The organism is Pseudomonas sp. Root562 (assembly GCF_001427125.1).
GTDB lineage: Bacteria > Pseudomonadota > Gammaproteobacteria > Pseudomonadales > Pseudomonadaceae > Aquipseudomonas.
The window spans coordinates 521,635-540,811 of record NZ_LMGK01000001.1 but is presented as its reverse complement, the minus strand read 5'-3'; the positions used below and the strand labels follow the sequence as shown (position 1 = coordinate 540,811).

General features: G+C 60.5%; 18 protein-coding genes. 14 read left to right on the top strand and 4 right to left on the bottom strand.

Annotation, left to right across the window (positions count from 1 at the left end):
• Window positions 1-102 precede the first annotated feature (102 nt).
• From cobJ to cobG, 4 genes are read right to left on the bottom strand one after another with little or no spacing between them, the layout of a single operon-like run.
• Complete coding sequence (gene cobJ, locus ASD60_RS02425) at window positions 103-1,809, bottom strand: precorrin-3B C(17)-methyltransferase (RefSeq protein WP_056852453.1); 1,707 nt, start codon at window positions 1,807-1,809, stop codon at window positions 103-105.
• On the bottom strand, window positions 1,809-2,540 hold the full coding sequence (locus tag ASD60_RS02420) for a precorrin-2 C(20)-methyltransferase (protein ID WP_056852452.1): 732 nt from the start codon (window positions 2,538-2,540) through the stop codon (window positions 1,809-1,811). Before ASD60_RS02420 ends, cobJ begins: the two co-directional genes overlap by 1 nt.
• Window positions 2,540-3,166, bottom strand: a complete 627-nt coding sequence (locus tag ASD60_RS02415; protein WP_056852451.1) for a precorrin-8X methylmutase — start codon at window positions 3,164-3,166, stop codon at window positions 2,540-2,542. Before ASD60_RS02415 ends, ASD60_RS02420 begins: the two co-directional genes overlap by 1 nt.
• Window positions 3,159-4,481 carry a precorrin-3B synthase gene (gene cobG / locus ASD60_RS02410; RefSeq protein ID WP_056852450.1) on the bottom strand — a complete coding sequence of 441 codons (1,323 nt, stop codon included), beginning with the start codon at window positions 4,479-4,481 and terminating at the stop codon, window positions 3,159-3,161. Before cobG ends, ASD60_RS02415 begins: the two co-directional genes overlap by 8 nt.
• 284 nt (window positions 4,482-4,765) lie before the next feature.
• On the opposite strand from cobG, the gene ASD60_RS02405 reads away from it, so the two are divergent.
• The 14 genes from ASD60_RS02405 (at window position 4,766) to urtA (ending at window position 19,105) form a co-directional block, all read left to right on the top strand.
• The gene (locus tag ASD60_RS02405; RefSeq protein WP_056852449.1) at window positions 4,766-5,410 is read left to right on the top strand and encodes a hypothetical protein; all 645 of its coding nucleotides are present in this window, start codon (window positions 4,766-4,768) and stop codon (window positions 5,408-5,410) included.
• A gap of 163 nt (window positions 5,411-5,573) precedes the next feature.
• Complete coding sequence (locus ASD60_RS02400) at window positions 5,574-6,785, top strand: bifunctional cobalt-precorrin-7 (C(5))-methyltransferase/cobalt-precorrin-6B (C(15))-methyltransferase (protein ID WP_056852448.1); 1,212 nt, start codon at window positions 5,574-5,576, stop codon at window positions 6,783-6,785.
• On the top strand, window positions 6,778-7,875 hold the full coding sequence (locus tag ASD60_RS02395) for a cobalt-precorrin-5B (C(1))-methyltransferase (RefSeq protein ID WP_056852447.1): 1,098 nt from the start codon (window positions 6,778-6,780) through the stop codon (window positions 7,873-7,875). Before ASD60_RS02400 ends, ASD60_RS02395 begins: the two co-directional genes overlap by 8 nt.
• Complete coding sequence (locus ASD60_RS02390; protein ID WP_056852446.1) at window positions 7,872-8,600, top strand: cobalt-precorrin-6A reductase; 729 nt, start codon at window positions 7,872-7,874, stop codon at window positions 8,598-8,600. Before ASD60_RS02395 ends, ASD60_RS02390 begins: the two co-directional genes overlap by 4 nt.
• Before the next feature lie 261 nt (window positions 8,601-8,861).
• Window positions 8,862-9,260: a DUF2946 domain-containing protein gene (locus ASD60_RS02385; protein WP_056852445.1), complete on the top strand. Its 399-nt coding sequence runs from the start codon at window positions 8,862-8,864 to the stop codon at window positions 9,258-9,260.
• A gap of 48 nt (window positions 9,261-9,308) precedes the next feature.
• Window positions 9,309-9,788: a copper chaperone PCu(A)C gene (locus tag ASD60_RS02380; RefSeq protein ID WP_056852444.1), complete on the top strand. Its 480-nt coding sequence runs from the start codon at window positions 9,309-9,311 to the stop codon at window positions 9,786-9,788.
• Between the two features lie 21 nt (window positions 9,789-9,809).
• Window positions 9,810-10,256: a DUF2946 domain-containing protein gene (locus tag ASD60_RS02375; protein ID WP_056852443.1), complete on the top strand. Its 447-nt coding sequence runs from the start codon at window positions 9,810-9,812 to the stop codon at window positions 10,254-10,256.
• A gap of 83 nt (window positions 10,257-10,339) precedes the next feature.
• Window positions 10,340-12,457, top strand: coding sequence for a TonB-dependent copper receptor (locus ASD60_RS02370; RefSeq protein WP_056852442.1), 2,118 nt, complete (start codon window positions 10,340-10,342; stop codon window positions 12,455-12,457).
• A gap of 113 nt (window positions 12,458-12,570) precedes the next feature.
• Window positions 12,571-13,950: a PepSY-associated TM helix domain-containing protein gene (locus ASD60_RS02365; RefSeq protein ID WP_056852441.1), complete on the top strand. Its 1,380-nt coding sequence runs from the start codon at window positions 12,571-12,573 to the stop codon at window positions 13,948-13,950.
• Between the two features lie 202 nt (window positions 13,951-14,152).
• Complete coding sequence (locus ASD60_RS02360; protein ID WP_056852440.1) at window positions 14,153-14,941, top strand: ABC transporter ATP-binding protein; 789 nt, start codon at window positions 14,153-14,155, stop codon at window positions 14,939-14,941.
• Window positions 14,938-15,888, top strand: a complete 951-nt coding sequence (locus tag ASD60_RS02355) for an ABC transporter substrate-binding protein (protein ID WP_056852439.1) — start codon at window positions 14,938-14,940, stop codon at window positions 15,886-15,888. The genes ASD60_RS02360 and ASD60_RS02355 overlap by 4 nt, the downstream gene beginning before the upstream one ends.
• Entirely contained in the window at window positions 15,885-16,895 is a 1,011-nt protein-coding gene (locus tag ASD60_RS02350) for a FecCD family ABC transporter permease (RefSeq protein WP_056852438.1), read from the top strand. The genes ASD60_RS02355 and ASD60_RS02350 overlap by 4 nt, the downstream gene beginning before the upstream one ends.
• Before the next feature lie 197 nt (window positions 16,896-17,092).
• Window positions 17,093-17,515 (top strand): hypothetical protein, encoded by a 423-nt coding sequence (locus tag ASD60_RS02345; protein ID WP_056852437.1) that lies wholly within the window; start codon window positions 17,093-17,095, stop codon window positions 17,513-17,515.
• A 324-nt stretch (window positions 17,516-17,839) separates the two neighbouring features.
• Window positions 17,840-19,105, top strand: coding sequence for an urea ABC transporter substrate-binding protein (gene urtA / locus ASD60_RS02340; RefSeq protein ID WP_056852436.1), 1,266 nt, complete (start codon window positions 17,840-17,842; stop codon window positions 19,103-19,105).
• The last annotated feature ends 72 nt before the right edge of the window (window positions 19,106-19,177 follow it).

Here is a 19,177-nt window from a genome sequence, read left to right as displayed (position 1 = left end):
ATAACCTCAACACCCCGAAACCGGGAACAGTCAGGCACCACCGCCCAGGTCGTTACTGTTAAATAACGACCTGGACTTATGGAGTAGCAACAATGGTAATTATCAAATAGGGGTAAGCTTGTCGCCATAACTGCGTGGCGTGTACACCCATGTATTACCATCCAGGCGAGGGAACACACGCGTTGTCGAAGAGCCGATGAGTACCATCGTCCGCATGTCCACCTGGTCTACTTCCAATTGACCCAGCGTGATCACCCGCAACGTCTGACCCGGACGGCCAATATCCCGCCCCAGTACGACGGGAGTTCCAGGCTCACGGTGCTGGCGGATAATCTCCAGCGCCCGACCAAGTTGCCAAGGACGTGAACGAGAAATCGGGTTATAGAAAGCCAGCGCAAGATCGGCTTGCGCAGCCAGGTCCAGACGTTTTTCGATGATCGACCAAGGCTTGAGGTTGTCCGACAGCGACAACACACAAAAGTCATGCCCCAAAGGCGCGCCAGCCTGGGCGGCGGTTGCCAGCGAAGCGGATACCCCCGGCAAGATTTCGAGCTCGACATTGTGCCAATGAGTATCCGTGGACTCGTGGAGCGCTTCGAGCACGGCGGCGGCCATGGCGAAAACACCCGGATCGCCGGACGACACCACCACCACCGAGCGCCCCTGGGCCGCCAGTTCGAAAGCGTGGCGAGCACGCTGCATCTCTTCGCGGTTATCCGTGCAGTGCAGCACTTGATCCGCACGGAAGGGTCCGGCCATGCGCACATAGGTTTCGTAGCCCAGCACATCATTGGCGCGGGCCAGTTCAGCCTTCACCGCAGGCACCATCAGTTCGGCGGCGCCCGGCCCCAGACCAACCACCGCCAGACGCCCGCGCGCGCGGCCGATCTGCATCGGGTCCAATGGCTGCTCGGACAGTGCAACGGCAACGGTATCTTCACCCGTAATGGACACAACCGGCCCAATAGCCTGGCGCGCCAGTTCGCAGGCACCGCCCTCAGCACGGGCAAAACGTAACGGCACCCCCAGTTCGAGTGCGGCCTCACGCAACGCAGGGCTGGCCATTGCGCTGTCGGGCGCCAGGAGACACGCCAGCGATTGCACAGCAATGCCGGCTCGCTGCAGCGCCTGACGCACCACGTTCGGCACATCGGTAACGTCGGCGCTGACCGCTACCAATACGCTATGCGGATAGATCAATAATTCGTTGGCCGCCGGCAAGCGCTCGGCGTGACTGACATGCACCGCCAGCCGCGCCTGCGCATCCTCAGGCAATTGCGCTTGCGCCAGCCACGGTGCCGAACCTTCGATGCGCACTGTCTCGCCGGCGAGCAGATCGGAAACGAAACGCTTGCCCAGTTCCAGATCGCCCAGGGTGTAGCCGCTGGGCGGGTTGAGCAAGCAAGTACCGAAGCGCAACTCTCCACTGGTGGTGATCGCCGGAGCAACGTCGAGATGGCTCGCAATCTCTCGCGCCATCACGTTTACGCCGCCCAGGCCACCGAGCAACGGCACCACCGCGCTACCGTCTTCGGCCACTGCCAGCACCGGAGGCTCGGCGCCTTTTTCAAGCAGCAACGGCGCCAGCGTGCGGATGACGATGCCGGCCGCGCACAAGGCGATGATCGGCGTGTCCTGTTGATACAGTTCTCGCAGGGTCGCACCGAACTCGTGATAGACACGGTCCGCGCCATCGACCCGTTCGGCCAGCCCATGGATCAGGGCGCCGGGGTAAACCTGCTGTAGCCTGCGCGCGGTGGAGAGGCTGCCATTGCCGAGAATGACAATCGCCGGAACGGATCGGGTCATCAGCCTTGCCACCTTTCGCCGGGAACGATGATCAGCGAGAAATAAGGCGAAGACATGGGCTCCACCTGATCCAGCGGCACGATTTTCTGATTGGCCATGGTCGCGCGCTCGACGTACAACGCACGTTCGGCCAGCCCCAGCTCTTCCAGTACCTGGCGCACCTTGGGAAAGTTGCGCCCCAGCTTCATGATCACCGCCGCGTCGGCGTCGGCCAGGCGACGCTTGAGTTCGTCATGGGGCAGCACGCCGGACAATACCGACAGGCTCTGATTGCGATACACCAGCGGCGCGCCGAGTACCGAGGCACCGCCGAGCATCGAACACACACCCGGCACGACTTCGGCCTGATAACGCTCGGCGAGCCGGTCGTGCAGGTACATGTAGGAACCGTAGAAGAACGGGTCGCCTTCGCAAATGACTGCCACGTCGCGACCGGCATCGAGATGCGTCGCCACTTCGGCGGCGGCGGCGTCGTAAAAGTCGCTGATCACTTGCTCATAGGACAGCGGCGCCGGCAACGCCTCAGTGGTTACCGGGTAAACCAGTGGCAACAGATTTTGTGCCTCTTGCAGATGCGCCTCGATGATGCCGAACGCATTACCCTTTTTACCCTTGGCGACGAAGTATGCCACCACCGGCGATTCGCGCAGCAGGCGCAGCGCCTTGACGGTAATCAGTTCCGGATCGCCGGGACCCACGCCAAGGCCGATCAAACGTCCTGGTTTGTGCATCATTCGATCTCCGTGGCGAGGGCATTGACGGCGGCGGCGGCCATGGCGCTACCGCCCAGGCGACCCTGCATGATGACGAAAGGCACGCCACGGCTGTCCGCCGCCAACGCCGCCTTGGATTCGGCGGCTCCGACGAAGCCTACCGGGAAGCCGAGGATCAATGCCGGTTTCGGTGCACCGGCGTCGAGCATTTCCAGCAGGTAAAACAGCGCGGTAGGCGCGTTGCCGATGACCACGACACTGCCCTCCAGATGCGGCCGCCACAGTTCCAGCGCAGCGGCGGAACGGGTGTTGCCCAGCTCTCGCGCCAGGTCCGGAACGCTTTCATCGCGCAAGGTGCAGATCACCTGGTTGTTCGCCGGCAATCGTGCACGGGTCACACCCTCGGAGACCATCCGCGCATCACACAGGATCGGTGCGCCAGCCGCCAGCGCATCGCGCCCGGCCTGGCCCGCGCCTGCGGAAAACTGCAAACCGTCGATTGCCTCGACCATGCCACAGGCGTGTATCACCCGAACCGCGAGTTTTTCCAGATCGGCCGGGATTCGCGCCAGGTTGGCTTCGGCGCGGATGATCGCGAAGGAGTTGCGATAGATCTCCTGACCGTCGCGGATGTAATCAAGCATCAAGGGGGCTCCGTGCGCGGGCGTCGAGCAACGTCGCGACCGCTTCAATAGTAAGGTTGCGTGCGTGCAGCGCGCCGAAACCGGGCTGCGCGGCATCGCGAAAATAGAGATCGTAACGGCCGATTGAAACGGCCAGCAGCGTGACCGGTGCGATATGCGCGGCGGCACAGGAGCGCGGGCAACCGCTCAGATGCACGTGCAGTACGTGCCCGTATCGCTGCAGCAGCCCGGCCAGTTGCAAGGCATCGCCCTTGGTGTCTGCCAGGCCTTTGCCGCATCCCACCGATCCGGTGCAGGCGATCAATCGTGATAACGCCAGATCGGGGCTACACAGCAGGCCCAGTTGCTCCAGGCGTAGAACGACTTCTGCGGCATGTTCATCGCGAACATTGGGCAACAGCAGGCTCTGCCAAGGGGTGAAACGCAGACTCGCGTCGCCAAACGCTTGCGCCAGTTCGGCGGTGCCACGGAGCATCGCGGGGTCAAGCCGTCCAAGAGGAGGCTGGGCGCCAATGTAGACCCGACCGGATTCAGCCTGCGGGCAAATGCCAATGTGCAGAGCGCCTGGGCGCGTGGTGCGGAGTCCATCGCAAATGACTTGAAAGCGTACCCGCTCGGCCAGTCGGGACAGAAAATCATCAGCCGAGTGCTCGGCCAACAAATGACGCATTCGCGATTGCTCGGGGCGTGCCAGTTCTAGGAACAAATCCAGCACCGCGACGACAAGGTCGTGACCATCGTTGAGCGTGACAGAGCCTGCGGGTGTGTCCGTTGGGCACCCCGCCAAGCCGAATGCCAGCCGACACTCACCGTCTCGCTCGAAGGCCGACAGCCACACATCATGGGGATGCTCAAGCATCGCCAAGGCCTCACCACCATCGAGTTGCACGGCGAACTTGGCGCTGAGGTCATGAAAACGTTCGTTCTGCTGCACCGTGGTCAGAATCCGATCGGCCAGCGGGCGAGTATCGAACAGCATTTGCCGATCGATGCCGGCTGTGGGACTCAGCATCAGATTGCGAACATCGTCGGCCGCCGCGCTGCCGGGTCCCAACCCGGCAGCCAGCAGGCGGTCGATCAAGGCTGTTTGTTGGCCGTCGATTCCGCGAATCTGCAAGTTGGCGCGGTTAGTTGCCTCGATTATGCCTCCGGCATAGAGCTCGGCTGCATCAGCGACAGCAACAGCCTGCTCTGAGCGGATGGCGCCACCACTGAGTTTGATTCGACATATACCGCCGTCCAACGCCTGGACGATACGCAACAACCCGGGGCAGGCCGTAGGGCGTAAAGGGATGGGTGTCTGACGAGAATTCACAGGCTGACCGGTACAGGATAAAGGGCAGCATTATGCCTGCTTTGTCTGGCGGGATGAAAAGTCCGCAACGACAGACGACGAAACGCGCTCGATGCCGGCATCGGATTGTCTCGATCGACGCCAAGTCTTACTTGGGCAGCTCAGACATGAGTTTGGCGAAAACACTAACAGCCAGTATCAATTCCTTTTCTTTCTTTTATTTCATCGTGCTCGCGCAATCTGTACTTTCGTTTAAATGCGAAGACAACTAATTACACCTAAGACTTATGACTCAGGAGAAGCACATGAATGAAAACAAAATAATCGGAATGTTGACTGGCCACAGTCTTGCTTCCTGCATGGAGACTCTCTCACTTCAAGATTACACCGACTTGACCGATTGCACGCAAATAGCCACAAAGTCCGCCGATATGCTCTGCAGCCGCTTCGTCGATTCGTCGACATGGCTGCATGAGTATGTAAAAACATTGGAATTCCTCGGATGGTCTGTCTTTGAAGACGCCATTTTCACCCGCATCAGCCGTGTCATTTCGCATAGCGTTGCGGATTTTCTGGTCCAGAGCGCTCAGGGCATGCAGGACCCCCGACAAGGGAACGCCATGATTGACACCCTCGACGCGCTGAAACCCGACAAACCGGCGCTGGTTTCACTGGATGAAGAAAGTCTCATGGGGGAACGCTTTCAAGTTATTCCTGCGCGGTACGATACGAAAGGCTTTCTGGAAATAGCAGTATTCAATCTTGAGCTGGTAGTCCGCACCAAGAGAAGCAGTTTCTTATTCTGGAACTGGGAAAATCAAGATGCAAAAATCATACAGCGCCGGGCCAGCCTTAAACTTGACAGGTACCGACTCGAACATAAAAGGCCGTTAATCGACAAGAAAATACACGAGATCGCAATGAAGAGATTCAACCTGCAAAAACGATAATAGAATCACTTCTTCTGCCACTTGGAAGGCTGTCAACGCCAACCACGATTTCACCCGACAACCACAGGCGAATGACTTCCATACCGCGTTATCATGTGCGACCGCCAGCCGGACACGGACCGGCACCCTGATGTTTGGCGTCGATTGATAGGTGAGGAACAGCATGACCCCGTGGCTGACAGTGGTAGGCATCGCAGAGGATGGCTTCAAGGGGCTTGGCAAAAATGCCCGACACGCCCTGCTGAATGCTGCGCGGATCATCGGTGGGCAACGGCAACTGGATTTGCTGCCAGCCTGCGTCCGTGGGCAACGGCAACTGTGGCCAAGTCCATTCACACTTGAACCGGTATTGACCCGGCGTGGCGAACCGGTATGCGTCCTGGCCAGTGGCGATCCGATGTTCTTCGGCGTGGGCGCCAGCCTTGCACGACACGTGCCCTGCGAGGAAATGCTGACGCTACCGGCGCCCTCTTCCTGTTCGCTGGCCGCCGCCAGGATGGGCTGGCCGTTGCAGGAAGTGGTCACGCTGTCAGTGGTTGCCCGCCCGATCGCCGCACTCGGCGCACAGCTGTTCAGCGGCGTGCGCTTGCTGGTGCTGAGCAACGATGGGCGCACCCCCACCGCAGTCGCCGCGCTGCTGCGTGAACGAGGCTTCGGCCCGAGCCGTCTGACCGTGCTGGAACATTTGGGTGGCGAAGCCGAACGACGTATCGACGGCATCGCCAGCGACTGGGCCGACCCGGTCATCGCCGACTTGAACCTGATCGCGATCGACTGCCTTGCCGCCCCCTCCACACCCCGCCTGTCACGGCTGGCCGGCCTGCCAGACTCGGCCTTCAAGCACGACGGCCAGATCACCAAGCGCGATGTCCGGGCGATCACCCTCGCACGCCTGGCCCCGACGCCCGGCGAACTGCTATGGGATGTCGGCGCTGGCAGCGGCTCGATCGGCATCGAATGGATGCGTGCCCACCCGAGTTGTCGGGCACTGGCCATCGAGGCCGATGCAGGGCGGCAGCAATTGATCGAACATAACCGCGATGCCCTCGGTGTGCCTGGCCTGCAGCTGATTCGCGGCCATGCACCGCAAGCACTTCAAGACCTGGAACGTCCGGACGCGATTTTCATCGGTGGCGGCGTCACCCGCGAAGGCGTGCTGGACGCCTGTTGGGCCGCCCTCAAACCCGGTGGCCGGCTGATTGCCAATGCGGTCACATTGCAAAGTGAAATGACCCTGATGGCATGGCGTGAACAGCACGGCGGGGAACTGACGCGCATCCACATCGCGCAGGCGCAACCGCTGGGTGACTTCGATACCTGGCGTCAGGCCTTGCCGATTACTCTTCTGGACACGACGAAACCTCTCGATGCGTGACGAAACCGCCGAACAACCTGCCCCCCTGCGCAGTGGCCTGACCACTGGCAGTTGCGCCACAGCGACCAGTCTCGCGGCGGCTCGCCTGTTGCTCACCGGCGCGGCGGCGGACGCGGTACACATCATCTTGCCCAAGGGCAAACAAGTGCAGATGCGCCTGGAGTTCTGTCGGCTGACGAACGATAGCGCCGAAGCCGGCACGATCAAGGATGCCGGTGATGATCCCGACGTCACCCACGGTGCCTTGCTCTATTCCCAAGTGCGACTGCGCGCTGAGCCAGGTATTTGCTTCCTTGCCGGACACGGTGTCGGCACCGTCACCCGTCCCGGGCTGGTACTGGGCGTCGGTGAACCGGCGATCAATCCGGTGCCGCGCAAAATGATCAGCGATCACCTGACCCAACTCGCCGCAGAACACGGTTACAGCGGCGGCTTCGAGGTCACGGTGAATGTCGAAAACGGTGAAGCACTGGCATTGAAAACCATGAACCCGCGCCTGGGTATTCTCGGTGGCCTGTCGATTCTCGGCACCAGCGGCATTGTCCGGCCGTTTTCCTGCGCGGCGTACATCGCCTCGATTCACCAAGGCATCGATGTCGCCAAAACCAACGGTTACCTGCACATCGCCGCCTGCACCGGCAACGCCAGCGAAGACACCATGCGCCGGGTCTATGGCCTGCCGGAAATCGCCCTGATCGAAATGGGCGATTTCGTCGGCGCGGTGCTCAAGCATTTGCGCAAGGTGCCTGTGGATAAACTCAGCCTTTGTGGCGGCTTCGGCAAGATCAGCAAACTGGCCGCAGGGCACATGGACTTGCACAGTCGTCATTCGAGCATCGACTTGCCGCAGCTGGCCGAATGGGCCGCTGCAGTGGGTGCCGATGCAGCGTTGCAGCAAGGCATCCGTGATGCCAACACCAGTCAGCAGGCCTTGGCCATGGCCAGCGCCGCCGGTATCGCCCTCGGTGATGCGGTATGCCGTCACGCCCTGGCGTTTGCCCGTAGCGTGGTCCCTGCGCAGGTTCAGGTCGAAGTGTTCGCCATCGACCGCCAGGGCGGGATCGTCGGGCATGCGGGGGCTTTTCAATGAAACGAATGCTGTTGCTCGGTGGCGTGACCGAGGCCCTGGCCATTGCCCGAACCCTGGGGCCGCAACACATCTATAGTCTGGCCGGCATCGGCCGCGTGCCGACGGATCTGCAATGTCAGGTTCGGGTCGGCGGCTACGGCGGTGCCGAAGGGTTGGCGCAATTCATTCGCGATGAAGGCATCGATCTGTTGCTGGACGCCACTCACCCCTACGCCGCACAAATCAGTCGGAACGCGGCAACTGCTGCACGTTCAAGCGGTATTCCCTGCTGGGCACTGCGGCGTCCGGCGTGGCAAGCACAGGCCGGTGATGACTGGCGGGAAGTCAGCGATTGGGCCGACTTGATCGAAGCCCTGAAACCGTTTCGCCGCCCGCTGTTCACCCTCGGCCGCGAACCGTTGCAGCACCTGGACGAAATTCCCCCGGAGCAATTCTGGACCCTGCGCGCCCTCGACGTTTATCCCGGCAACGAGCGCTGCGAGGTAATCGGCGCGCGCGGCCCGTTCCTGATCGACGATGAGCGCGAGTTGTTTGAGCGCCGGCAGATCGACGTGCTGATCAGCAAGAACAGCGGCAGCACGGCGACCGAGCCGAAGCTGGACGTGGCGCGGGAGCGTGGGGTGCCGGTGCTGGTGTTGAAACGGCCGGTGTTGCCGGGGGTTGAGCGGGAGTTTGGTTCGGTGACGGAAGTGTTACAAGTATTGAGAATGCAGCAATTTACATAGGGACTCTGATTACCATAGGTCATCGTCGCGAGCAGGTACGCTCCCACAGGATTGCGTTGTCTGGTTTTTGAGTGGGTGTCCACTGAGGTCTAGAAAATTTGAACAAAGCTTAAGTGGTACTGGCATTTTGAATTCACGACTATCATGAACACTAAGAACGGTCGACGCTGCGACACCACACCGCACGCCGCTTTTTTACTTATCGGCCCTGATCAGGCTAAATAGCCCGCGCCTGATCGCTCACCCACCGGATTTTGTCCCATGTCCCGACAACGGCTCGCAATTGCCTGGATAGCCTGCTTCGCAGTGCTGTTCAACATGCTCGCCATGCCGATGTCCGGAGCGATGGCGCAGTCGGCGAAGTCACCCGCCGAACAATTGTTGTGGGGCAGCTTTTGCACATCGAGCGGCACCAAAATGGTGGCGATCTCCCTGGGCAAAATCGAACAAAAAGCCCCGCAAAACGACGATCATTCCAACATGCAGCACTGCTGGTGCTGCTCGGGCTCTGCTCCCTTGGTGGCGTTGCCCGGCCATGAACCGCGACTGTATTTCGCGCAGTTCGAGTCCAATCGAAGCCTGCCAGCGTCGTCGCTCAACACGCCGACACCGCGCCAGCAATGGCCAAGCCTCAATCCCCGTGCCTCCCCTCTGGTGTGATTTCTTCTCGCAATTGACCTGCGTTTCGAATCGTTCTGGAGAACTGCCATGTTGAACAAATTCATCGTTCTGGCCGCGTTGCTGCTGCCTGCCTGTTTTGCCAATGCCCACGAATACAAAGTTGGCGCCCTGGAAATCGCTCATCCCTGGTCGCAGGAACTGCCGCCCAATGCGCCGACAGTTGCCGCGTATTTCGTCATTCACAACGCGGGCAATACCGCCGACCGCTTGCTCAGCGTCGACTCGCCACTTTCTGGCGAAGCGCAACTGCATGAACATGTGATGCAAAACGACCTGATGAAAATGCAACAGGTACCCAACGTGGATATCCCTGCTGGCGCCAACGTCACGTTTGCACCGATGGCCTACCACGTGATGCTGGTGAACTTGAAAGACCGTGGCCTGCTGGTCGATGGCAAGCGCTTTCCGTTGACCCTGCATTTCGAGAAGGCCGGTGACGTGACGGTTGAAGTGGCGGTGCAGAAGCAGCCACCCGAGGTCACGCACCAGCACGCGCACGCTCAGTAACCCGCTGAGCCGAATCCGTCCATGCGCACGTCAAGCGCCAGGTCATCCGCCCACCGCCATCAGCCTTCACGCCTGAGGAGCGGCAGCTGGATCAGCCTGTTCGCCATGCTGATGATCTTTATCGGTCCACTGATTTCTCAGTCGATGCCGATGGATCAGCGCGCCCCGATGTCGATGAACATGTCGATGGACATGAGCATGGACATGTCGGCGATGGAGCACGCCGACCACGGCACGCAACCACCGGCTGAACACTGCCCGCCAGCATCGGGGCACCATGCGATCTGGGAAAAATGCGGCTATTGCAGCCTGCTGTTCAATTGCCCGGCATTGACCGGCGGCGGATCCTTCGTCGCATTCAACATCCCGCCCGTCAACACATTCACCATCCCCTCCCCACGCCTGGGCCATGCCCGGCAAACCTTTTTCCCCGGAGCCCGCACCCGCGCCCCGCCCATCGTCGCGTAAACAGCCACCTCTGATTTCACACGGTTGAGAAGACAGCTCTGGTTGTCCGCCGTGTCGTTTACGACTGCTCGATGGAAATTGCAATGTCCAGGTTTTCTGCTGACACACGCTTGAGCCCTGCCCAAGTGTCTTTTACCCCGAACGAATCCATGATTCGTTTCAGGCACGCCACCGCCATTCTGTGCGGAGCCTTGCTGACACCTTCGGTGCTGGCCGATGAACACCCAGGTCATGCTGAAGAACTGAGCCCGACGGTCATCACCGCCATTGCCCCGAGTTCGCCGCTGACCATCGTCACCAATCCGAAAGACCCGCGGCAACCGGTGCCGGCCAGCGATGGTTCGGATTATCTGAAAACCATCCCGGGATTCGCCCAGGTGCGCAATGGCGGTACCAACGGCGATCCGGTGCTGCGGGGCATGTTCGGTTCGCGCCTGAACATTCTCACCAACGGCGGCATGATGCTTGGCGCTTGCCCAGGGCGGATGGACGCCCCCACCTCCTACATCTCACCGGAAACCTACGACAAGCTTACGGTCATCAAAGGCCCGCAGACCGTACTTTGGGGACCGGGGGCTTCGGCCGGCACCATCCTCTTCGATCGCGAACCGGAAAGTTTCGGTGAACTGGGTACGCGGGTTAACGCCAGTGTGCTGGCCGGCTCCAATGGTCGTTTCGATAAAGTGCTGGACGCCGCTGCTGGCGGGCCACTGGGCTACGTGCGGGTGATTGGCAACACCGCCCAGGCCGACGATTACAAGGACGGCAACAACGACACCGTCGCCTCGCGTTATGACAAATGGAACGGCGATGTCGCACTGGGCTGGACCCCGGACGCCGATACCCTGCTGGAGCTGACCGCAGGCAAGGGTGACGGCGAGGCCCGGTACGCCGGTCGCGGCATGGACGGTTCACAATTCAAGCGCGAAAGCCTGGGCCTGCGCTTCGAGAAATCCAACCTCAGCGACGTACTGGAAAAGCTCGAAGCCCAGGTCTATTACAACTACGCCGACCACGTGATGGACAACTACACCCTGCGCACGCCGTCCGGTACCGGGATGATGGCCGGGCCAATGGCGTCCAATGTCGACCGCCGGACCCTCGGCGCGCGAATCAAGGGCACCTGGCGCTGGGCCGATGTGCAGTTGATCAGTGGCATCGACGCGCAGACCAACGAACATCGCCAGCGCAGCGCCATGGGTGTCGATGCCTACAAGGACCTGCCCTACACCAAGGATGCCGACTTCCATAACTACGGGGTGTTCGGCGAATTGACCTGGTACGCCGCCGACCGTGACCGATTGATCAGCGGTGCACGCCTGGACCGCGCTTCGGCCAAGGATTACCGGCAGACCACCGGTTCAGGAATGATGACCCGGCCGAACCCGACTGCCGATGACACCCGCGCGGGCACCCTGCCCAGCGGTTTCATCCGCTACGAACATGACCTGGCCGACAGCCCGACCACGCTGTATGCGGGCCTGGGGCACACCCAGCGGTTCCCGGATTACTGGGAGCTGTTTTCACCCAAGTCCGGCCCCGCCGGTTCGGTGAATGCCTTCGACTCGATCAAACCGGAAAAGACCACCCAGCTCGACTTCGGCCTGCAATACAAGACCGAAGACCTCGAAGCCTGGGCTTCGGCTTATGTCGGTCAGGTGCACGACTACATCCTGTTCAACTACACCCCGACAATGATGGGCACGACCTCGCAAGCCGAGAACATCGACGCGCGGATCATGGGTGGCGAACTGGGCGCTGCCTACAACTTAACCGAACACTGGAAAGCCGATGCGACCCTGGCCTACGCCTGGGGCAAGAACAGCAGCGATGGCAGTGCATTGCCGCAAATGCCGCCGCTGGATGCGCGTTTTGGCCTGACCTACAGCGAAGACAACTGGAGCGCTGGCGCACTGTGGAGAGTGGTCGCCGCGCAAAACCGTATCGACCAGAACAAAGGCAACGTGGTTGGCAAGGACTTCGACAAGACGCCGGGCTTCGGCGTGTTCTCCCTCAACGGCGCCTATCGGATCAGCAGCAACTGGAAGGTCAGCAGCGGCGTCGACAACCTGTTCGGCAAGGCGTACGCCGAACACTTGAACCTGGCCGGCAACGCCGGTTTCGGCTACCCGGCCAATGACCCGCAAGCCATAAAGGAGCCGGGGCGCACGCTCTGGACCAAGGTGGATATGAGCTTCTGAGAGCTTCGCGGGCAAGCCTCGCTCCTACAGCAGGAGCAAGGCTTGCCCGCGATCGGTTGTACAGCAACCGCAAAACAAACAACTAAAAGATCCAGCCAAGCGGAGCACACGTGATGAAACAGCCCAAAGTGAATTTCTACAACCTGGCCTGGCGCTGGCATTTCTATGCCGGATTGTTCGTTGCGCCATTCATGGTAATGCTGGCGCTGACCGGCACGATTTATCTGTTCAAACCGCAGCTCGACTCGCTGATGTACAGCAGCCTGCTCAACGTCCCGGCCGGCCATCACACGATCCCGGCCGATGACTTGCTCAAACGCGTAAAGGACTCGTATCCACAAGCGACGATCAAGCAATACCTGCCACCGGTCAACGCCGAGCGCAGCGCCCAGTTTGTCGTGATCAAAGACGGCACCGAGCTGAATGTGTTCGTCGATCCGTACCATGGCGACATTCTTGGCGAACAGGACGCCAGGAAGAACCTGCAAGCCATTGCCCGGGCGATCCACGGCGAACTGATGATCGGTACCGTCGGTGACCGGCTGGTGGAACTGGCTGCCGGGTGGGGCGTGGTGCTGGTGGTTTCCGGGGTGTTCTTGTGGTGGCCGCGCGGTCAGGCAGCGGGCATCTTGTGGCCGCGCCTCAGTAGTCGTGGCCGCGTGCTGTGGCGCGACTTGCACGCCGTCACCGGTTTCTGGGGCGCATCCCTGTTGTTGGTGATGCTGCTGAGCGGCATGACCTGGACCGGGTTCTGGGGCCAACAATATGCGGCCGTGTGGAACGTGTTTCCGGCGGCGATGTGGGACGACGTACCGAAATCCGACGTCGAAGCGCGCAGCCTCAACAGTGCCACGCGCCAGACTGTCCCTTGGGCCATGGAAAACACACCGATGCCGATGTCCGGCGCTCACGCCGAACACATGGCCCACGGTGGTGCCCAGGCTGGCCCGGCGGCGCCGAGCATCAGCTTGCAAGACGTGCAGAACATCGCCACCCAAGGCAAGGTCGAACCGGGTTACAGCATCACCTTGCCGACGACCGCCACCGGTGTTTTCACCATCGCGGTGTTCGCCGACGACCCGCGCAATGACGCCACGCTGCACGTCGACCAGTACACCGGCAAGGTCCTCGCCGATGTGCGCTACGAGCATTACGGCGCCGTCGCTCGCGCCACGGAAATCGGCGTGATGCTGCACGAAGGCAAGATGTTCGGTGTGGTCAACCAGATCATCGTGCTGCTGATCTGCCTGATGATCCTGCTCAGCGCCGTCAGCGGGGTGGTGATCTGGTGGAAGCGCCGCCCGCAAGGCAAGCTCGGTGTGCCGCCGCTGCGTCATGATCTGCCGAAGTGGAAAACCGCGATGGTCATCATGTTCGCATTGGCGGTGGCATTTCCGCTGGTGGGCGCTTCGCTGGTGGTGGTCTGGTTGCTCGATCGCCTGGTGCTGTCGCGCTTCATCCGGGAAACTGAAAGCGCCTCATCTTCATCGTGAGTCAGGCGAGATGCGCGGGAGCCTCGGCCCTGTAAACTGCCCGCGCGTCATCCTGGCAACTCAGGGTTACTTGCTGGCCTCATCGCGGGCAAGCCCGCTCCCACAGGGTCCATGTCTTACGCAATTTTTGTGATCGACATAACACCTGTGGGAGCTGGCTTGCCAGCGAAGGGACCGTTCGCTTCACCTAAAGAGTCACTGCATGACTTCGCTGAACCTCACAAATATTTCCTGGACTCCCCTTGGCCACGGCCATTGTCATCACCAGTTCCAGCTGCGTGATGCCTCGTTGCACGTGGCCGCCGGCGAGCTTGTCGGGTTGATCGGCCCTAACGGCAGTGGCAAGACCAGCCTGTTGCGTTGTGCGTGGCGCTTCAGCAAACCGCAAAGCGGCGAGGTCGGGCTCGGCCATCACAACGTCTGGAAGCAATCCTCGCGCTGGTGCGCGCAACGCATCGCCGTGGTGCTGCAGGAGTTTCCCGATGCCTTCGGGCTGACCGTCGAAGAAGTCGTCGCCATGGGGCGCACGCCGCACAAAGGCCTGTTCGATGGCGACACTGTCGAGGATCGAAACCTCGCCCTCCACGCTCTGGAATCAGTTGGCCTCAAGGGCTTCGAAGACCATGCGTTTACCACCCTGTCCGGCGGTGAAAAGCAGCGGGTGATCCTGGCCCGCGCGTTGGCCCAGCAACCGCAACTGCTGATCCTCGACGAGCCGACCAATCACCTTGATCCGCGCTATCAGCTGGAGCTGTTGCAGTTGGTCAAGCGCTTGAAGATCGGCACCCTGGCGAGCATCCATGACCTGAATCTGGCCGCGGCGTTCTGCGATCGGCTGTACGTGATCGATCACGGCCGCATCGTCGCTTGCGGCACACCGAAAGAAGTCCTCAACGCCGCGTTGTTGCGTAACGTGTTCGGCGTCGAAGCGTTGATCGATGAACATCCCTTGCACGGCTACCCCCGTATTACCTGGATAACCCAACCATGAATCTGCTGCGTTCCAGTCTTTCCCTCGCGGTGTTGCTGGGCAGCGCCCAGGCGTATGCCGAGCCCACGCATTACCCGTTGACGGTGCAGAGCTGCAATCGTCAAGTGACCTTCCAGCAGGCGCCGAAACACGCGGTCAGCCACGACATCAACATGACTCAAATGATGCTCGCCCTTGGCCTCAAGCCACAGATGGTCGGGTACAGCGGCGTCAGTGGCTGGAAAGCGGTGACGCCACAGATGCAGAGCATCCTCGACGGCTTGCCGGAGCTGGCGGCCAAGTACCCGTCGGTGGAAACCCTGCTCAACGCCAATGTCGATTTCTTCTTCGCCGGTTGGGATTACGGCATGCGTGTCGGCGGTGACCTCACGCCGCAAACCCTGCAACCGTTGGGCATCAATGTCTACGAACTGACCGAGTCCTGCGCATTCGTGATGAAGCGTCCACCGGCCAGCCTCGAAGACACGTACAACGACCTGCGCAACCTCGGCAGGATTTTCGACGTGCAGGATCGCGCCGATGCCGTGATCAGTGAAATGCAGGCGCAAGTCAGCAGGATTCGCAAGGGTCTGCCCGCCGATAAGCCCAGGGTCTTTCTCTATGACAGCGGTGAAGACCGGGCCATGACGTCCGGTCGCCTGGGCATGCCGCAAGCGCTGATCGATGCCGCCGGCGGGCAAAACATTCTCGCCGATGTCGACGCGAGCTGGACTCGGGTCAACTGGGAGAACGTGGTCGAGCGCAACCCGCAGGTGATCGTGATCGTCGACTATGGCGAAGTCACCGCCGAACAGAAGATTGAATTCCTGCGCAGCAACAAGGCGCTGCAATCGGTGGACGCGATCAAGCACCAACGCTTCATCGTCATTCCCTACGTGCAGGCCACTCCGGGGATCGACAACGTCCTGGCGGTGGAAACCCTGGCCAAGGGTTTGCACGGCACATGATCAATCGTCGCTACGCCTTGTTGCTGATGGCCCTTGGCGCGCTGCTGCTGGTGTCGTGCGTGGTATCGCTGGGATTCGGCCCGGCGCGGGTGCCGGTGGACGTAGTCTGGCGGATTCTCCTGCACAAGTTGTTCGGCGTTGGTGTGCAGGAGTGGAGCGCCGGGCAGGCACATATCGTCTGGCTGATCCGCGTACCGCGCATGTTGCTCGGTGCGCTGGTCGGCGCCGGGTTGGCGCTGGTCGGCGCGGTGCTGCAAGCGGCGACCCGTAATCCGCTGGCCGATCCGCATCTGCTGGGGGTCACCTCCGGCGCAACCCTGGGCGCGGTGATCGTGATGTTGCATGTCGGTGAAATCGTTGGCTTGCTGACCTTGCCGATTGCAGCATTCATCGGTGCATTGTTGAGCATGCTGGTGGTGCTGATGATCGCCAGCCGCCACGGTCGACTCGAAAGTGAACGCCTGCTGCTGTGCGGAGTGGCGGTGTCGTTCGTGATGATGGCGGTGGCCAACTTGCTGCTGTTCATGGGCGACCATCGCGCCAGTTCGGCGGTGATGTTCTGGATGCTCGGTGGTCTCGGGCTGGCGCGCTGGGAATTGCTCGCGGTGCCCGCCGCCAGCGTGTTGATTGGGTTGGTGCTGCTGCTGGGCATGGCTCGACCGCTCAATGCGTTGATGGCCGGCGAGCAGACTGCCGTGACGCTGGGATTGAATGCGCGATCCGTGCGGTTGCGAGTGTTCGTGATCGCTTCGCTGATGACCGGGGTGCTGGTGTCGATCAGCGGCTCCATTGGTTTTGTCGGGTTGATGGTGCCGCATATTGCGCGGCGACTGGTCGGCGCGGAACACCGTAGATTGCTGCCGGTGTGCGTACTGCTCGGCAGCGTGTTTCTGGTGTGGGTCGACGTCGCCGCCCGGACGCTGATCGCGCCCGAAGACTTGCCCATCGGCGTGGCCACCGCCGCGATTGGCGGCTTGTTTTTCATCGGTTTGATGCGACGTCGTTAACATCATGTTTAATTAAAACAAACTAAAAACCACATGGAGATCTGGAAAAGTCTCGTATTGAGTTGGCACTTAACAAATCCATGACCACGCTCATACTCCGCTCCAGCAAGTTACATAATAAAAACTTGCGCACATTAATGACGATTATTCCTACACCTTAACCGTCATAATTCTTACAGGAGCGGAAAGAGGTAACCATGTTCAAAAAACTCATCATAGCCATCGCACTTGTTTCAACGCCTGCATGGGCAGCCAAGCCACCCTTTACTGGCGTTGACTACAGCGGCCGATATCAATGTACCGGAATGGACAGTCACATCGGCCCGTTTGAAGGGGTTGTCGACATGAAACTCAATGCCGAACAAAGTACCGGCGAACATGGCGCCTACGGTTTTACCCTGACATTGCCCGACAACTCGCGGTATGACGGGTTTGCCGCCGCCAACTTGAATTCCCTGGCGATTTACTTTGCCCATACCGACCCGTCGCTCAAGGACTACGGTGTCGGGATAGCGAACATCGCGTCCACGCCTGACGGGAAAACTTCATTCACCAAGTACTACTACGGCCCGGAGTACGAAGGTGGCGGACATGGTTTTGAAACCTGCATCAAAAGCTGACACTCGTCGCTTACAAAACTGATACCCACTGTTGAATCCTGCTCGCGGTGGCGATCTTTCAGCCAGCGCAGATGTTGTCTGATCTACCGCTATCGCGAGCAGGCTCGCGCCTACAGTTTGATCGGCACGGCTCGCCCCAATCTGGCGCGGCCACCTGCACCAGCGCGCCAACAGCGTTCTCTCATGGTGCATCCCGCCAACGCTCAATCGCTCTAAACCGACATTTTCCTACCTTTGCCCGACCGGGCACAGCCCTTGCTAAAGACCCTTCAGTAGTCCGCATCTGCCACCCAAGAAAATTCATAAGTTCATGGAGATCGCACAATGAAGCGTCGCAGTTTGATCAAGGCTTTCACACTTTCGGCAAGCATTGCCGCGATGGGCATGACCTGGACCGTCCAGGCTGCCGAGACCATCAAGGTCGGTATTCTGCATTCGTTGTCCGGCACCATGGCGATCTCCGAAACGTCGCTCAAAGACATGGCGCTGATGACCATCGACGAGATCAATGCCAAGGGCGGCGTGAACGGCAAGATGCTGGAGCCGGTGGTCGTGGACCCTGCGTCCAACTGGCCGCTGTTCGCCGAAAAGGGCCGCCAGCTGCTGACCCAGGACAAGGTCGCCGTGGTGTTCGGTTGCTGGACTTCGGTGTCACGCAAATCGGTACTGCCGGTGTTCGAAGAGCTCAATGGCCTGCTGTTCTATCCGGTGCAGTACGAAGGCGAAGAGATGTCGCCGAACGTGTTCTACACCGGCGCCGCGCCGAACCAGCAAGCGATCCCCGCCGTTGAATATTTGATGAGTGAAGAAGGCGGCAGCGCCAAGCGATACTTCCTGCTCGGCACTGACTACGTCTACCCGCGCACCACCAACAAAATCCTGCGTTCGTTCCTGCACTCCAAAGGTGTGGCCGACAAGGACATCGAAGAGGTCTACACGCCGTTCGGTCACAGCGACTATCAAACCATCGTCGCCAACATCAAGAAGTTCTCGGCCGGCGGCAAGACGGCGGTCATCTCCACCGTCAACGGTGACTCCAACGTGCCGTTCTACAAAGAATTGGCCAACCAGGGGCTCAAAGCCACCGACGTTCCAGTCGTGGCGTTCTCGGTGGGCGAAGAAGAACTGCGCGGCATCGACACCAAACCGCTGGTGGGCAACCTCGCGGCGTGGAACTACTTCGAATCGGTGGAGAACCCGGCGAACAAGAAATTCGTTGCCGACTGGAAAGCCTATGCCAAGAAACACAACCTGCCAGGCGCTGACAAAGCCGTGACCAACGACCCGATGGAGGCCACTTACGTCGGCATCCACATGTGGGCGCAGGCCGCTGAAAAAGCCAAGTCCACCGACGTCGATAAAGTCCGTGAAGCCCTCGGCGGCCAGACCTTCGCCGCGCCGTCCGGCTACACCCTGACCATGGACAAGACCAACCACCACCTGCACAAGCCGGTGATGATCGGCGAGATCCAGGCCGACGGTCAGTTCAACGTCGTATGGCAGACCGAAGGCCCGATTCGCGCCCAGCCGTGGAGCCCGTTCATTCCGGGCAACGACAAGAAGCCGGAGTATGCGGTGAAGAGCAACTGAGTTATCCCGCTCAACCTGATCGTTCCCACGCTCTGCGTGGGAATGCCTCAACGGACGCTCTGCGTCCGCTTC

Bases quoted from the DNA above. Each gene is read 5' to 3' on its own strand.
- urtA (WP_056852436.1), top strand. From the start codon at position 17,840: ATGAAGCGTCGCAGTTTGATCAAGGCTTTCACACTTTCGGCAAGCATT.
- ASD60_RS02415 (WP_056852451.1), bottom strand. From the start codon at position 3,166: ATGCTTGATTACATCCGCGACGGTCAGGAGATCTATCGCAACTCCTTC.
- ASD60_RS02360 (WP_056852440.1), top strand. From the start codon at position 14,153: ATGACTTCGCTGAACCTCACAAATATTTCCTGGACTCCCCTTGGCCAC.
- cobJ (WP_056852453.1), bottom strand. From the start codon at position 1,809: ATGACCCGATCCGTTCCGGCGATTGTCATTCTCGGCAATGGCAGCCTC.
- ASD60_RS02350 (WP_056852438.1), top strand. From the start codon at position 15,885: ATGATCAATCGTCGCTACGCCTTGTTGCTGATGGCCCTTGGCGCGCTG.
- ASD60_RS02380 (WP_056852444.1), top strand. From the start codon at position 9,309: ATGTTGAACAAATTCATCGTTCTGGCCGCGTTGCTGCTGCCTGCCTGT.
- ASD60_RS02395 (WP_056852447.1), top strand. From the start codon at position 6,778: ATGCGTGACGAAACCGCCGAACAACCTGCCCCCCTGCGCAGTGGCCTG.
- ASD60_RS02345 (WP_056852437.1), top strand. From the start codon at position 17,093: ATGTTCAAAAAACTCATCATAGCCATCGCACTTGTTTCAACGCCTGCA.
- ASD60_RS02420 (WP_056852452.1), bottom strand. From the start codon at position 2,540: ATGCACAAACCAGGACGTTTGATCGGCCTTGGCGTGGGTCCCGGCGAT.
- ASD60_RS02400 (WP_056852448.1), top strand. From the start codon at position 5,574: ATGACCCCGTGGCTGACAGTGGTAGGCATCGCAGAGGATGGCTTCAAG.
- ASD60_RS02375 (WP_056852443.1), top strand. From the start codon at position 9,810: ATGCGCACGTCAAGCGCCAGGTCATCCGCCCACCGCCATCAGCCTTCA.
- ASD60_RS02365 (WP_056852441.1), top strand. From the start codon at position 12,571: ATGAAACAGCCCAAAGTGAATTTCTACAACCTGGCCTGGCGCTGGCAT.
- ASD60_RS02390 (WP_056852446.1), top strand. From the start codon at position 7,872: ATGAAACGAATGCTGTTGCTCGGTGGCGTGACCGAGGCCCTGGCCATT.
- ASD60_RS02405 (WP_056852449.1), top strand. From the start codon at position 4,766: ATGAATGAAAACAAAATAATCGGAATGTTGACTGGCCACAGTCTTGCT.
- ASD60_RS02370 (WP_056852442.1), top strand. From the start codon at position 10,340: ATGTCCAGGTTTTCTGCTGACACACGCTTGAGCCCTGCCCAAGTGTCT.
- ASD60_RS02355 (WP_056852439.1), top strand. From the start codon at position 14,938: ATGAATCTGCTGCGTTCCAGTCTTTCCCTCGCGGTGTTGCTGGGCAGC.
- ASD60_RS02385 (WP_056852445.1), top strand. From the start codon at position 8,862: ATGTCCCGACAACGGCTCGCAATTGCCTGGATAGCCTGCTTCGCAGTG.